This is a genomic window from Flavobacterium fluvii (assembly GCF_900129545.1).
GTDB lineage: Bacteria > Bacteroidota > Bacteroidia > Flavobacteriales > Flavobacteriaceae > Flavobacterium > Flavobacterium fluvii.
Window position 1 is genome coordinate 158,398 of record NZ_FQWB01000007.1, and the last position, 15,981, is coordinate 174,378.

Here is a 15,981-nt window from a genome sequence, read left to right on the forward strand (position 1 = left end):
AAAAATAAACACTAAAAATAATAAATCATAATGACACAAACCGTAATATTTGACATGGATGGCGTAATCGTGGATACGGAACCCGTTCACAGCTATGCTTATTTTCAACATTTTACCGAATTGAAAATTGATGTTTCCAAAGACATGTTTACTTCCTTTATGGGAAATTCAACTCGAAACACCTTCCAAAAACTAAAAGAATTATTCCCGATTGATGATGAAGTGGAAGATTTAATCCAAAGAAAAAGAACTATTTTCAATGATGCTTTCGACAACAAAGAAGATTTATACTTAATAGAAGGCGTCGAAAAATTAATACAGGATTTACACGGAAACGGCATGCAATTGATACTCGCTTCCTCGGCGGCAAAAGTAACCATTGACCGCGTTTTCAAACGGTTTAATTTGCATCAATATTTTACCCATATCGTGAGTGGAGAAGATTTCCCCCATTCAAAACCACATCCAGCCATCTTTGAACATGCCGCAACTTTGTCTGTTGCGCCAAAAGAAAATTGCATCATCATAGAAGACAGCACCAACGGTATCAGAGCTGCAAAAGCGGCCGGCATTTTTTGCGTGGGTTACAACAGCGAAAATTCGAAACTACAGGATTTGTCTTTGGCAGACGTGGTGATAAATCATTTTGACGAATTGAGTTTTGATTTGATTTCGAAATACTAATTCCAAATTAAGGTTTAATTAACGTTTTTGAATACTTGAATTTGTAATTTTGAACGAATCTAAATTTTAAACCATGAAAAAAATACTATTTGTATTGGCCATGATGATTGCCAATTACGCCATTGAAGCACAAGTAAAAGCACCTCAAGCAAGTCCAAAATCAACATTGAGCCAAGTTGTTGGTTTAACCAATGTTGAAATTGTTTATTCCAGACCAAGCGCAAAAGGCAGGAATGTATTCAATAATTTAGTGCCTTTCGGTAAATTATGGAGAACTGGTGCCAACGAAAACACAACTATCTCCTTTAGCGATGATGTCGTTATAGACGGCAAGACATTGCCAAAAGGAAAATATGCTTTATATACCACTCCGAGAGCGGACAACTGGGAAATAATTTTCTACACTGCCACTGATAATTGGGGAAATCCAGAAACATGGGACGAAACAAAAGTAGCTTTAAAAACAACTGTTAAATCGGAGCATTTAGAGAAATTTGTAGAAAGTTTCACCATCGGAATCAACAATCTGGACAATAATTTTGCCCACTTGGAAATATCTTGGGAAAACACATTTGTTGCCCTAAAATTTGATGTTCCAACACAGAAAACGGCAATGGGAAGTATTGAAAAAACCTTGGCCGGACCTAGTGCCGGAGATTATTTTTCTGCCGCCCAATATTTTTACCAATCCAACGGAGATTTGACAAAAGCCTTGACCTATGTTGACAAAGCCTTGGACATAAATCAAGACAAACCGTTTTTTTACTATAGATTAAAATCGTTGATTCAAGCCAAGCAAGGCGATACAAAAGGAGCAATCGAAACAGCCAAACTATCTCTTGTAGCTGCTGAGGCCGCTAAAAACCAAGATTATGTAAAGATGAACAAAGACAGTATTGCCGAGTGGAGCAAGAAATAAAATATCTTTAAAAATTACAATAGAATCCTGTTTGTCTTGGCAAACAGGATTTTTTATTGTTTAGAAGTTGAGAGAAATCCAGATTGCATTTTAAGATACTTAGCATTTTTTTTGCCAACATCGAGTACTTCGAGGTCAAAGCCAAGATGCTTGAGGAGTCCTTTTCTCAACTGCTTTATGAAATACAATATAGTAATCCATAAAATCTAAAACAGCATGATTTCATTACTAATAAGACTCTCAAATTATGATACAAAAAAAGGGTTTGAAAAAACTTCAAACCCTTTTTTTATTAAAAGCTTAAAAAAACTATTTTTTAAAAGTTCTCATATAAGCAGTTACTTGCCAAAGTTCTGCATCACTTAACTTTTCTTTAAATGAAGGCATTGGTTTTCTACCAATTTTTGTTTTGTAGAAAATTGCTCCATCAGACAATGATTGAAATTCTTTTGATGAGAAATCACCGCAAGAAATATCAATTTTTGCTGCTTTTGATCCATCTCCAAGACCTTTAACCCCGTGACAAGATTTACAATCTCTTGCCCAAATTTCTTTTCCAGCAGCAATAGCCGATGCATCACCAGCTTTTACAGTGCTTTTTTTCGCAGCATCTGCAGCAGGAACTTTCCATTCTTTTCCTTTAGGTTTTGCTTGTGCATTAGTGTTTTGAGTGAACGACAAGGCTGCTAAAACAGCTAGCCCAAAAAGGATTTTTTTCATGTTTTTCATAATTTAATTGTTGTTTTAATGTTTGATTTAATTGTTAATTTTAATTTGCGCTTCCTAAGCGTTTAATTTTAAATACTTGTAATACTGCGTATATCAAAAATCCCCATACTAAGCCAATAACTAATAAAGAGGATACAATAAAATAGATTGGAGCTGCATTTCTCCCAGCTGATATTGAACGTTCCTTTACATTTGAGTTATCACTAACAACTACCGTACCCCAATTTACTTCACCGCTTGCTTCGGCATTCATGTAAACTTCGTCATCCGATATATTAGCAAATATAAATAATTTTCCATTACGAGATGGAATATCCTGGGGAACTTCAAAAGTAGCCACACCAGTTGAATCTGTGGCAATTGCATCGCCCACAGGCAAATTGCTGTACAAGCGTTTCACCGATAATTTTACACTTACATCCTTTACGGGAACACCGTCTGAAACCACCAATGCTTTACAAACATTCAAAGAATCAACTTTTTCAAAAGTCAAAGTGATTTTTGCTTCTTTATCCTGTGCAAATGAAGTTGCCATTGAAAACAACAACATAAAGCAGGTTACCATAAACCAGTTACAATTTTTCATCTCTGAATTATTTATAATTAATTATTTCTTCTTTCCCCTCTAATTTACCTTCTGCAACTTCCCATACTGAAATGATGGGAAAAAATTTAGAAAATACGGTAACAAGAAGCAATGTTCCTGCAATTGTTGCAGCAACAATAGTCAATTCAATCAGGCTTGGCGTATAATGTTTCCATGTTTCAGGAACATCTTGTATAGGCAATAACGGATGAGCTTGACCAGGAATTACGATTAAATAAAATTTGAACCAGCCTGCTATTAAAACTGCAAGTGCTATAATACTAAGAGGCAATGGCTTTCTCATTTTTCTAAACAATGGCAAAATGCTAGGCACCGCTATTCCAAAAAACACCACCGACCAATAAAACAATGCTTCTTCACCTACAAATAAATCCAATAAATGATTTTCATGCAAGCCTGACATTTTATAGGCAGGAACAAGATATTCATTGATATTAAAATAAGCGTAGATAAACCCCATCAATACCATGGCCTGACCCAATTTATCAAAGTGCATTTCCGTTAAATAATTCTCTAAATTATAAATTTTTCTGAATGCATATACAGCGATAACCATCGTTGCAACGGTTATAAGAGCAGAACCTGATACAAAATACGCTCCAAAATTAGTACTGTCCCATTCTGGTCTCAATGTTGTCGAGAAAAGCCAAGCACTAACTGTTCTCAAGGCAATTCCCAACGGAATTATCAATACAGTCAAAATGAGCACCGTCTTTTTTAATACTTTCCATTGTTCCGCATTTCCTTCCCATCCAAAAGAGAGAATATCATACATCTTCAATTGCCATTTTGGAAGGTTGTGCAAATGATTTTTACAAGTGGACAAAGAAGGAATCAATGCTATAAAAAGCACTAAAACACAGGCAACAAAATAGGTGGCCACAACAATTATATCCCAAATTATGGGTGATTGAATACGCCCATAAATAAACAAATGATGAAGTCTATCAGCACGCCCCATTGAAATCATGATACATATTCCAGCCATGGTAATACTGGACAACGATATAACATCGGCTATTCTTGAAAGAGGACGATACCATTGAAAATTTGTCAATCTTAGTATTGCCGACATAAAAACGGAGGACAAACTCAAGGCTACCAAAAACAAAAAGTTAGATATGTAAACACCCCAGGTTGTATAATCCCTCAATCCTGTGGTAACATATTTACCCCTAGTTTCCTGCAAATAATAAGCAAACACTCCAGCCAAGAAAACGGCTGTCAGGAATCCAATCCAAATCTTTGCCCCTATACCAATTTTTTCTATTGGCCGCAGCAAATCGTCTTTCATAATCATATACTCTTCCTGGGTAAAGGTTTCGTATTTAACTGATTCTGCTTTATCTATAGACATAATTTATACTTTTAAAAAGATTAATCTTTTGTATTATGAGCTTCGGTTGCATCTTCAAACGGGAAATTACGTGCTACTGGAGGCAAGTAATACACACGAGGTTTTGTTCCCAATTCTTCAAATTGGCGGTAAGCTCCCCTGTCTTGCAATAATTTTTTCAATCTAAAAGTGTCCTCACCGTTAGTAACCACATCTTCCAATTCATCTCCATGAAGTATGGCTCCATTTGGACATTCCACAACACATGCAGGCAATAAACCCTTCTCGGAGCGATCTGTACAGAAATCACATTTTGCAACAGTTCCTTCTTGCGCATAAGGAGTTCTACAATGGTTTGGATCTGAAGTATCGTTTCCATGTTCTTCGGTAAATTTCAGTTGTTCCGGTTTTCCAAAGTTGAAAGTTCGGGCTGAATAAGGACAAGCAGCCATACAGAATTTACATCCAATACAACGGTCATAATCCATGGCAACAATTCCGTCTTCACGTTTGAATGTGGCATCTACCGGACATACTTTTGTACACGGAGGATTATCGCAATGGTAGCACATCGTAGGAAACCAATACGGTGATTCAAGCTCCGAGTTTTGCATCTTTTTCACCTTGATATACTCTACCGGAGCTATATAATTATGTGCCGTTTGACATCCTTCAATACATTTTCTTTCATTGGCACATTTGCCTAAATCGATAACGCGGATAAATTTTTTCCCTTTAACTCCTTGACGAATTTCTTCACTTGTATAATTGTCGTTCATGGCATGATGCTCGACATGTGAACTATCCACTTCCACAAGTTTACCATCGGCTGTAAGCACTTTTACTTTTTTGCCTGTTTCCTTTGGAGCTTCATCTGTAACAGCTTTAGCAATTGCTGTCCCTGCCAAAGCTATTCCACCTAGAGCACCGAGTCTCAGGAAATTTCGACGACTTGAATTATTGTTTTCGTTTTCCATTTTTCATCAATTTAGTTGCTAAAAATTCATTGCAATTAGAATATATTTTGGTTTATGTCTTTCGTTTAAATCATGGTGCAAATTTCAATATTAAATTTCCGAATACTAATGATAATTATCATACTATAGTTAAAACTACCCACTAATCGAATTCAAAGGTTGAATTTAGTTAAAATTCGGCAAATAATGCAATAAAAATGAATATAAAAATATAAAAGAGGATTAACTCATCCTAATTTATGAATGAGAATCCTCTTTTATATTTTATCAACCGCCAGGGTGGTTATACAAATGATAATTTTCTCAACATACTACCAAGTTCTGGATATGTTAAATCCAATGGCAAATTCGCCTTCAAAGAATTCGAATTGATTGAACATATTGCTTTGTTGGTTCACGATTCCCCTATAATTACTTATGAAAATTTGAAATGTATGCCCAACAGTAGAAAACTCGGTTCCAACTGAAAATCCTGGTTTAGGAGCATCATTTTGAGAGGTAATCGGTTGATTTACGTCCAAAAGTACAGACATGGTGGAAGTGACTTTTGCACGACCTCCCAATTGAAGAGCAAATAAATCATTATTCATGGAAGCATCAACTACATTATAATGTGAATAACTTGGTCCTAATTGCAATGAATACACCTTGTTGATTTTTTTTGCAATTATCAATTGGTTGTAAAATGACCAACGATCTGTCAAATGATAAAAATTCTCTTTTGGTAAAGCGCTAATGGACCAATTCCCATAATAAGTAACACTTATCGGCATTTTGCCGTCAACGGTTTGTTTTAACAAAGCAGCCTTAAGACTGAAATCTTGCAATCTAACGTCTTTTGTAGTTCCAAAACCAACAGTAATACGATCTGTAATGGAATAATTTAATGCGATACGAATATTTGCAGGTGCCCAGATTCCAATCATGTCATTGGTTCCATTCACAAGACCAAAACGGTGATTCATGATCATTTCGATGGTTCCTTTCGAATACACTCGATTCGTTTGGCTTTCAATCAATGAAGTGCTTTCAAAAGCGGCACGTTCATACTCTATTTCTTTTACAGCCGGAACGCTGTCTTCTTGAACTGCTGGTATGCTATCTTTTTGTACGGCGGCAATGGTATCTTTTTGTTCTTGTGCCAACATCATCATTGGCAAAGTAAACAGGGCTATAAATATTATTTTTTTTAATTTCATGATTTCTTATTTATAGTTAATTGTTAAGCGCCCCGTCATTAATCCACTTATCCACAATTGCGATTTTTGAATCACTCCATTTTCCTCCAGGAGGCATTAAAGCGGCACCATCACCCATTAGAGATTTATGCAGTTTACTTCCCGCAGCGTTTCCTGGAACAACATATTTGTTGTTTGCAGTCAATGCACTATACGAATTTGCAGCAGTCAAGTCTGGCGCTGTCCCTCCCGATTTATGACAACCGATACAAGACTCATTCCATAATGGCTGAACATCTTCTGAGTAAGAAACTACGTCCGGAAGTGGAACAACAGGTTCTGGCGGCATTGTATCATAGTAACAGGATGTAGCCATCAAACCCACTGTCAGCATTATTACATATTGAATTGTTTTTTTCATCTTTTATTTTTTATTTGAATAATTGCTATATTGTCTTATTCAACAATTTTCATTGTCAAGAGATTCAAATTTTCGCGAGCAATATAGTACTTTGTCAAAGAAAGACATATAAAATCCCAATCCTTCAACAATTAAATAAATACCTCTGGGACTCTCTGCCCAGAGGTAAGTTATTTTTTATTTTAATGCTTCGATAGAGTTTTGAATTAAAGCCATTACGTAAAGTGGGTTGTGAACACCTTTACCTTCGTCCCCTATCACTAATTTGTAATTCCAATACGCCTGAGAATATTTAAGAGGAAAATCTGTTCTTGATTGGTACCAAACTCCAGGAGTTGTGTTTCCTGAACCAGGAGTCGTAGGGAACGGCAATCCTGTAGTACTGTCATAAGCTTTAATACTCACACTAGCACTCACACCAGTTCCAGAAACAGTAAAATAAGTAGGTTTTGCCGCGAATGCTGCCACCAATTTTGCAATTTCTGCATCAAATTTAGCATGGAAAGTGGTCAATAAAGTTTCAGGACTTGAATGGCAAGTCACACAAGTTTGAAAAGAAAGTTTAAAGGTATGTGAACCTGTATTTGTAGTCCCCGGTTTAGGTGTATCCATATGACACTTTACACAAGAAGCCGATTTGTAGTGCGCAGCTGTTTTTGCTGCAGGCAAACGTGTTGTGGTTCCTTCTATGTCAATACCATTGATTCCCATCCACAAATCTCCTTGTTCAGATGCGTGAACACTGGTACCTGTATTGGAGTAAATTTTGTAAAAGGTAGTTCCTGCTGGATAAGGACCTACTTTATCGGCCAATTTTCTTTGCGACCAGTATCTGTATAAAGGACCTGTTGGGCTATTGGTAATTACAACGTTTCCTGAAGCATCTTTTTCACCAGCTTCAATAACCGGTCTTTTGTAATATCCATTTGAATCAGGTCTTGCTTGGTGACATCCAATACAAGTGTTGGCTGAACTAACCCCGTCTGTTGGCGAAGCATTTAAAAAGAATCCCGGGTTGATTTTTTGTGGTACGGCGGCAATATTTCTTAAACCAAAATCATTTCCGTCAACAGCAAAATTCAAAGATCTGTGAACTGTACCATGACAACCTTCACAACCAATCTGTTTAACCATATCATATCCCATAGGATTTGGTTGACCATATTTTTTTGTATCTATATACCCTTCTTGAGAGTGGCATTGAGAGCAAAATGCCCTATTGCTGTTCAAAGAACCATCAGCATAAACTGAATTACGTTGATCGGAACCACTAGGAGTAATACCACCATAAACATGTCCTCCCAGAAAATGTGTCGACAAGTTATAAGCATCAATAATAGGTTGTTTATGAGCAACGGAGTGACATGTTTCACAAGAAGCTGTTCCAGAGACACCGTCTGTACCATTTTCACCCGGTGGTCCAGGTACTGGAATATATTCGTCATGCGTACATCCCTGCAAGGAGAAAAAAAGAAGTCCTAAAACAACTAACATAGTTTGTTTGACTGTTTTCATAATTTCGAGAGTTTAATTTATTGATTTCCTTAACTTATTCTTAACTTAATCTTATGTTATTTTTATGATATAAAATTATTTGTTATTTGAAGAATAGAATATGATATTTATCATACTTTGAATAAATGACACTTATTTAGTTCTTTTCTAATTAATTATCTTGGAATCGCAAACCTTTTATTACAATACAGAAATATTGCCATTTGGTGTAAATGGATTAATCTGAAACATTTACTTACCAAAAATAATAAAAAATAATAATAAAAAAAACAAAAAACAGCAGATTAATCACTCCCTTATTTTGAAAATTAATTTCTTGAAATATTCGAATTATGGAAAATCTGCTGAATCTGCAAAATTGGATAGTGATTTTTATAAAAAACAAAAAATCACCTACTATTTTTGACCACATTATCCCAAAAAGCAAATCTTAGAAATGAAAAAAAAATAAAGTTAAAATAAAAATCTTACACTTTAAAACAATAGAGAATTGATTCTTAATTATTTATACAGTTTCTAGTTTTTCTCTAAAAATTGTTGCCTGCATAATCATGGACAAGATTATGGCAAGCATTGCTCCAATAAAATTGAGCCACAAATAACCCAGTTTCTCTTCGCCGCTTGGATAAATGAATATGGCGTAGTAATAGATTATAAAAATGGTAATCTGGCTGATGACGGCACTGTAAAAAATAGCTCTGGCCTGAACGTGTCTTATATAAAAACCAACCAAGAAAATTCCCAAAACAGTTCCATAGAAAATAGACCCCACAATATTGACCAATTGGATCAAGTTTTCGAACAGGGTTCCAATACTGGCAAAAAGTATGGCCACAATTCCCCAAAAAAGGGTAAAAAATTTGGAGGCATTCACATAATGTCTTTCTGATTTCTCTTCCTTTATATTGCGTTTGTAAATATCGATTGCCGTTGTCGATGCCAATGCATTAAGTCCAGAGGCCGTAGAAGACATCGCTGCCGAAATTATTACCGCCAGCAGCAAACCAATCAAGCCTTTGGGCAAATAATTCAATATGAAGTGGAAAAACACGTAATCCTTGTCATTTGTTTCGCTGTTGCTGTCCGCTTTAAAAATGATTTCTTTGGCACGATCCCTTAAATCCTTTTCCCTGCTGGACAACCCAACCAATTCTTTTCGAAGAATGGGATTGTCGTAATCCTGGTTGAGCTGATCGATATACAACAAATTAATCACTTTCTTGTCTTCGGAAAGAGCCGATAATTTCTGCTCCAAAGCGTGATATTGATTTTTGTATTGGGATTTTTCAATAATCGTTTTATTGTTGGGATTAAAATTCAAGGGAACTGGATTGAATTGGAAAAACACAAAAACCATGACCCCGGTTAGCAGTATGAAAAATTGCATCGGCACTTTGAGAAGTCCGTTCATTATTAATCCCATTTGACTTTCCCGAACTGATTTTCCAGACAAATAACGTCCCACTTGGGATTGATCCGTTCCAAAATAAGCCAAGGCCAGAAAAAAACCTCCCGTGATTCCGCTCCAAAACGTATATTTTTCTTCAAAATCAATCGAAAAATCGACTATATCCATTTTGTTGTTGGCACCAGCAATATGCAGTGCACTAGTAAAAGTCATGTCGTTGGGCAAATAATACAAAATCAAGAAAAAAGTGATAATCATTCCAGACATAATCACGAACATTTGCTGTTTTTGGGTTACATTCACGGCTTTGGTTCCACCCGAAAAAGTATAAATAATTACCAGGACACCAATTAATATATTCATTGCTGTCAGGTTCCAACCCAACAATGCCGACAAAATTATTGCAGGTGCATAAATAGTCAAACCTGTCCCCAACCCTCTTTGCACCAAAAATAAAATAGCGGCAAGTGAACGAGTTCTTAAATCAAATCTTTTTTCGAGGTATTCATAAGCCGTAAAAACCTTGTATTTATGATATAAAGGAATGAAAGTTAAACAAATGACCACCATGGCAATAGGCAATCCAAAGTAGAATTGCAAAAAACCCATTCCGTCATGATAGGCTTGTCCAGGAGTCGAAAGAAAAGTAATGGCACTGGCTTGTGTCGCCATAACCGAAAGCCCCACGGTGTACCATGGCGTTTCGTTGCTGCCCAGAATATAATCTTCCACATTCTTGCTGCCCTTTGTTTTCCATACGCCATAAATCACTATAAATAGCAAGGTTACAACCAGGACAATCCAATCGAATAACTGCATAGTTTCAAGAATATAATTCCATTAATAAATAAAAAACCAAAATATAAGCAGCATTGATCACAAGAACCCAAGTGTAGCTTTTCTTCCAAGTTTTGACTTTGTTGGTTTCCATAATTTGATTTTTAAAGTTTTCCTTTTTCAGATGGAATTGTCACGGGTGTCTGCAAAGAAATCATGTTTGCCAATAATTTATAAGCTCCCGAAACCCCTTCCGGCAATTCCCTGAAAAAACTCAATCCGGTATAAATATAGTGTCCTTTTCCGTAAGGAGCGATTAATAAAGCTCCTTTTTTTGGAGACTCGCCTTTGTCGTTGGAAGATAATATTGGTGTAAAATCTTTGTCGAATGAATCGGGATAATACAAACCTTGCTCCTGTTTCCATCCTTGAAAATCTTTGGCAGTAATGGTATTTGGCGAATTTAGAACGGGATGATTGGGCGCCAGAAACCGAACTTCGGCATTTTCATCAGTGACTCTGTCCTGGGAAATATTCATTGAAAAGGGGGTTATACTAAAAACAAGATCGGGAGTATTGTATTGTACAATCATTGTTTTTCCCGATTTTACAAAATCATAAAGAATATTTAATTTGTTGACCAATGCTTCAACCGTGTTGAAAGCTCGGATTCCAGTCATCACAACATCAAAACTTTCTAATTTTTCGGGAGATATTTCTTCTGGATCAAGTAGGGTGACTTTATATCCCATTTGTCTTAAACTATTGGGAACATCATCTCCGGCTCCCATAATATAAGCGATTTTTCTCTCCTCTGTTTTCAAATCCAGTCGAATAAACTTGGCTTCGGCCGATTGCAAGACCTGTTGCTTTGTAATATGGCTAAAATCGATGATGATTTGTTCTTTGTCATAGCGTTTGCCGTCAATAATGGCAATACTTTTGGCGACAGCTTCCTCTTGCAATTTGGGTGGCGTGACTTCAAAATAAACTGTTTGCTCCATACCTTTTCTGTCCAAATTAAAAGGAATGGATTTTGGCAAAACAATCCAACTTTTGGGCAATTCGAGTTGTAAATCGCCTTTCACTGCATCTTTTCCTGCCTTTATTTTTACGGCAATGTATTTCTTTTTAGTCGTCTTGAAAAGCGACACTTTGTCTAAAATACTGGTGGTCACTTCGGGAACAATGTCTAAATAATTATAGACTTCCCCTTTAACCTTGTCATTGTATTTGTAAATCACGGTTCGTTCGAAAGGGATTTCAACTCCATTGATTTGAACGTTGAAAACCACTTTCACTTCTCGAATGATGTCCGGAATTCCAATGTTTTTTTGATCGGCAACAGCATAGATTCCTTCCGTTCCTTTGTCTTTCAACCAATAGGGTTGCGTGTACTCAATCGTGGACGGCAATTGCAAATCAAGCGGGATATTTTGTAAAACATTATTTTTTAATGCCAAATTTTGTGGTATTACTTTTTGGTTCGGCAAAACGGTCAGGCTCGTCAATTGCATTGTCATTGGGCTTCTGTTTATGGCTTCAACATTAATTAACAATCGACTTTCAGGAGTAATTTCTTGAATATTGGCCCTAGCCTCAAGATATAAACCGGCACAAGCTGCAATAGTGTTTTTTATCTCTTCGGATTTGATTTGTTTCCAATGATTTTCGTCCAAAACTTGCATCATCGAATAGGCTTTTACCAAATCTGGAATACTCGCCGGAGGATTCTTGAAATCAAATTCAGAAATTATTTTTGTCATCAATTCGCCAATGGGCTTCCCTCCTTTTACTCGATTCCAGGAAGTGTCGATTCCTTCAAAAATAGAAGTTTTATCTTTTAAAACATCGCCATTTATTTGTTCCAAATATTCGGTCTCTTTATAACGAACAGCAGTTGTGCCAAAGCCTTGCGATTGATGGCAACTTCTACTCAATGCTGCTATTTCCTGGTTTGATTTCCCTAAAGATGGATAATAAACCCCCGTTTCCATAGTGACAAAATTAGATTTATCGGCAGCGGCAAATTTTTCCTTGCTTCCGTAAAACCACCACGATGGATTGAAAAACTGCAGTTTGGTTTGCCAAGGTTCAACCAACTTCAATTGTTCTGGAAATAGGGTTGGATCATTGGCTTTGGCAAAACTTTCGACGCTCAACATGGCCGAGGCACTATGATGACCGTGCGTATTTCCCGAACTTCTATGGTCAAAACGGTTAATGATGACATCGGGTTGGAACTTTCTAATTGTAAAAATAATATCCGAAAGCACTTTTTCTTTGTCCCAAATATCCAGTGTTTCCGAAGGATTTTTGGAAAAACCAAAATCATTGGCACGCGTGAAAAACTGTTCACCACCATCTATTTTTCGAGCTTCAATCAATTCTTGGGTTCTGATAACCCCAAGTAATTCCCTGAGTTGCGGACCAATCAAGTTTTGTCCACCATCACCTCTAGTTAGTGATAAATAGCCCGTTCTTGCCTTTGTTTCATTCGATAAATAAGATATCAATCGGGTGTTTTCGTCATCGGGATGTGCCGCAATATAAAGCACCGAACCCAAAAAATTAAGTTTTTGGATTTGATTGTAAATTTCTACCGAATTTGGTTTTTGGGGTTGTTGGGCATTTATTGTTTGGAAAGAAAGAAGGAAAATAACAAGAGATGAAATCAAAACTTTCTGCATTTTTCTGGAATTTAATTGGCAATTAGCCCAAATGTAGTAATTATACCTTTGTTATTTCAAAATTTTCCCATAAAATTGGGTTGAATGAAATACACAATGACAGTTTACCAAAACTATTGAACTAAAAGTTAAATGAATAATTGTATCATGAAAATATTCCCTTTAGCGGATATTAAAAAGAGAGAGCCCAAATTGAAACTCTCTCTTTGTCATAACTAAATTTCAGGAATTAATGTTTGCCTTTATGCTTTCCATTATCGTGGTGCTCTTTTCCTCCTTTGTGTCCATTACCTTGGTTTCCTTGGTTGTTATCATAATTATCATAATGCTTAGGATTTTTTCCAATGTTTTTTTGTGGACTTCCTTTATATCCTTTATGATATTTTACTTTATGGGTATTGAAATAATAATAAGGATGTGAACCATGATAATCATGCAAAACTACCTTATAACCACCATACAAATCATAATTTCTGTATGGCCCAGGTAAATATCTTGATCGCACCCATTTTCCACCGCTAAAATAAATAAATTGGGTAGCTCGAATATCATAATAAGCCTGAACATCAGGCAAATAATAGAAACCTACATTGGCATATCCAACCGGACCCCATGGTGGAGGAACTCCTATGTTTACATTAACTGAAACCTGTGAATGCATCAAGCTTGATACAAAAAGAAACATTCCCGCAGTAATTAATTTTAAGTTTTTCATCTTATTTGGGTTTTAAGTTAAAAAAATTATGCATTAATAAAGTTCAAAAATTATGCCGATTTTGCTTTCTAAAACAAATTTACGTTTCAAAACAAACTATAAAACTACCCAAAAAATTGTCTTTTTAGGTGTTTTTTTTTCATTTGTAAATAACGGTTCTTGGTTTGTCCAACCCAAAATCCTGGAACCCAAAATCCGAAGTATCGAATGCATTTGTTTTTAAAACATTGTTGCCATTGCCCGGAATCGTTGGATAATAAGCCAGCGAAATCTGGAAAGTACGAAATACCAAATAATCATTGGTAATAAGCAATCCGAGACCAATTTTTGAATAAGCTTTGCTTTCATTCAATCCCGTTGTCTCGTTTCCGAGCATGGCAATGGTATAATTGAAAAACGGATTTAATCGGAAACCAAAAACATTCCAAGGCGAATACGTTTGGGTTTGAAAGGTCAACATCATTTTTTGATTGCCATAAATTGCACTCTTGAAACCTTGAATTCCATACTCTTCGTTGATGGTCAATTGGTCTCCAATAGAATTCTGGCGATTGATTCCAATGGTCAGTTGGGGTTTGATGAACTGTCTCAGCTTCCATTTTCCAATGTCAATCAAATTAGTAAAATAATTCGCCTGAAAAGTAAACGCCGTTTGACTGGTAACCGTTTGATTGAAAAACGTCCCCAATTCGAAGTTGAGGCTCAAAAAACCCCATTTAAAATAATTGCCAAAAGACACCTGGCCTCCCAAATAGAAACGCCCCACATTGTTTTTAAATTGATAACCCGTCGTTATTCCATATATTTTCCCGATGGGAACATCTTCGATGATTCCATTTTTAAAAATATACTTGTCCTCGACATATTTACGTGTGGAGATACCAATTCCGGAGAGAAAAAAATGTTCAGATGCATAAAAATCGATGGGGTCGTACTCGATGGTTGGACTTTCGAGGTAATTTACATTCAAAAACCGGCCCGAGAAAATCAAGTTGGTTACCCTACTGTTTTCGTTGTTTTCTTTAGAAATCCTGAAAGCATATCCTGCCCAAAAATCTTGTGAATTGTATTTGAAACTTTGTTTGGCATACACCAGATTGGCGTCGGCAAGCGTATCGCTCCTAAATTGTTGGTTCAAATTAATTCCTCCGGCCCATTTCGCAAAAGGCGAGAAAAAAGGACGGTCAATCGTGATGGTTTTCCCGTAATTATCATCCAAATCCTTGAAATAATTCAGCTTGGTCACAATGAAGGTGTTTTTGATGTTGGGGACAACATATTCCAGTTTATAGGCATCCTTCCCGTCTTCGTATCTTTTTTGATACCGACTGTTCAGCGTATGACCGGAACCAAAAAAATTGCGCTCGTTCAATTGTAAATTGGCCTTGGTGTCTGAAAAGGAAACTCTGGGCAGTAGACTCCAAGTGTCCAACACTCTAATAAAAACATCAACTGAATCTGCATTTTCAGCAATAAGTTGAGTAGTAATTGCTACTCTGTTTATGTAGTTTTGCGCTCTTATCAAACGAACCGATTCTTTTACCAACAAGGAATCCAAGGGCCTTTTTTCCCTGATAAGCAAGATATTTTGAATGGCTAATTTTTTAGTTTTAGCGTGTATGGAATTCCCGTTTTTTTCGACCCAGTTTCTAGGTTTTTTGGTCGAATCAATCTCGGAATAACCAAAAGGGTCAAGAGTGACAATATTGATGTTTCGAATAATCTTGCCCTCAAAAGCTTGGTAATTTTGCTTAACTACTTTTTTTTTGCGCTTTTGCTTAGGGTTGATGGGTTTAAAAACCAACTTGTGTACAAACTTGGTGAACTTGTTTTTTTTGGAATAAGCCTGAATATCCCTGTAAACCTCGGAACTGTCTTTTTTAGGTGTGTTTTCTTGCGAGAACGCCATCTGAAAACTGAGGAGTACCAAAAGAAACAAGAATAGTGTTTTTTGCGGCATTTGAAAAAATAATTGTAGAAACAGGAAGAAAGAAGTTCCAATTTTCCGTTAAAATAGCTGAATAA

13 protein-coding genes are annotated in these 15,981 nt (G+C 36.3%); 2 read left to right on the forward strand and 11 right to left on the reverse strand.

The features are described from left to right. Positions 1–30 precede the first annotated feature (30 nt). Positions 31–684, forward strand: a complete 654-nt coding sequence (locus BUC16_RS14835; protein WP_073371588.1) for an HAD family hydrolase — start codon at positions 31–33, stop codon at positions 682–684. A 73-nt stretch (positions 685–757) separates the two neighbouring features. Continuing rightward, a complete protein-coding gene (locus tag BUC16_RS14840; RefSeq protein ID WP_073371589.1) occupies positions 758–1,603 on the forward strand; it encodes a DUF2911 domain-containing protein in 846 nt (281 codons plus the stop codon). 309 nt (positions 1,604–1,912) lie between these two features. Here BUC16_RS14840 and BUC16_RS14845 read toward each other — a convergent pair whose 3' ends face one another. The 11 genes from BUC16_RS14845 to BUC16_RS14895 form a co-directional block, all read right to left on the reverse strand. Beyond that, positions 1,913–2,323 (reverse strand): c-type cytochrome, encoded by a 411-nt coding sequence (locus BUC16_RS14845; RefSeq protein WP_073371626.1) that lies wholly within the window; start codon positions 2,321–2,323, stop codon positions 1,913–1,915. Between the two features lie 49 nt (positions 2,324–2,372). Continuing rightward, a complete protein-coding gene (locus BUC16_RS14850) occupies positions 2,373–2,918 on the reverse strand; it encodes a hypothetical protein (RefSeq protein WP_141226170.1) in 546 nt (181 codons plus the stop codon). Positions 2,919–2,925: 7 nt separating this feature from the next. Continuing rightward, a complete protein-coding gene (gene nrfD, locus BUC16_RS14855) occupies positions 2,926–4,296 on the reverse strand; it encodes an NrfD/PsrC family molybdoenzyme membrane anchor subunit (RefSeq protein WP_084546276.1) in 1,371 nt (456 codons plus the stop codon). 20 nt (positions 4,297–4,316) lie between these two features. Then, the gene (locus tag BUC16_RS14860; RefSeq protein ID WP_073371591.1) at positions 4,317–5,252 is read right to left on the reverse strand and encodes a 4Fe-4S dicluster domain-containing protein; all 936 of its coding nucleotides are present in this window, start codon (positions 5,250–5,252) and stop codon (positions 4,317–4,319) included. Between the two features lie 311 nt (positions 5,253–5,563). Further along, entirely contained in the window at positions 5,564–6,451 is an 888-nt protein-coding gene (locus BUC16_RS14865) for a DUF5777 family beta-barrel protein (RefSeq protein WP_244534373.1), read from the reverse strand. 16 nt (positions 6,452–6,467) lie between these two features. Further along, positions 6,468–6,851 carry a cytochrome c gene (locus BUC16_RS14870; RefSeq protein ID WP_073371592.1) on the reverse strand — a complete coding sequence of 128 codons (384 nt, stop codon included), beginning with the start codon at positions 6,849–6,851 and terminating at the stop codon, positions 6,468–6,470. Positions 6,852–7,028: 177 nt separating this feature from the next. Beyond that, positions 7,029–8,366: a multiheme c-type cytochrome gene (locus BUC16_RS14875; RefSeq protein ID WP_073371593.1), complete on the reverse strand. Its 1,338-nt coding sequence runs from the start codon at positions 8,364–8,366 to the stop codon at positions 7,029–7,031. Positions 8,367–8,871: 505 nt separating this feature from the next. Then, the gene (locus BUC16_RS14880) at positions 8,872–10,593 is read right to left on the reverse strand and encodes a sodium:solute symporter family protein (protein ID WP_073371594.1); all 1,722 of its coding nucleotides are present in this window, start codon (positions 10,591–10,593) and stop codon (positions 8,872–8,874) included. Positions 10,594–10,715: 122 nt separating this feature from the next. Next, positions 10,716–13,241 (reverse strand): PIG-L family deacetylase, encoded by a 2,526-nt coding sequence (locus tag BUC16_RS14885; RefSeq protein ID WP_073371595.1) that lies wholly within the window; start codon positions 13,239–13,241, stop codon positions 10,716–10,718. Between the two features lie 229 nt (positions 13,242–13,470). After that, on the reverse strand, positions 13,471–13,956 hold the full coding sequence (locus BUC16_RS14890) for a hypothetical protein (protein WP_073371596.1): 486 nt from the start codon (positions 13,954–13,956) through the stop codon (positions 13,471–13,473). Positions 13,957–14,095: 139 nt separating this feature from the next. Next, a complete protein-coding gene (locus tag BUC16_RS14895; protein WP_073371597.1) occupies positions 14,096–15,916 on the reverse strand; it encodes a BamA/TamA family outer membrane protein in 1,821 nt (606 codons plus the stop codon). Positions 15,917–15,981 lie beyond the last annotated feature (65 nt).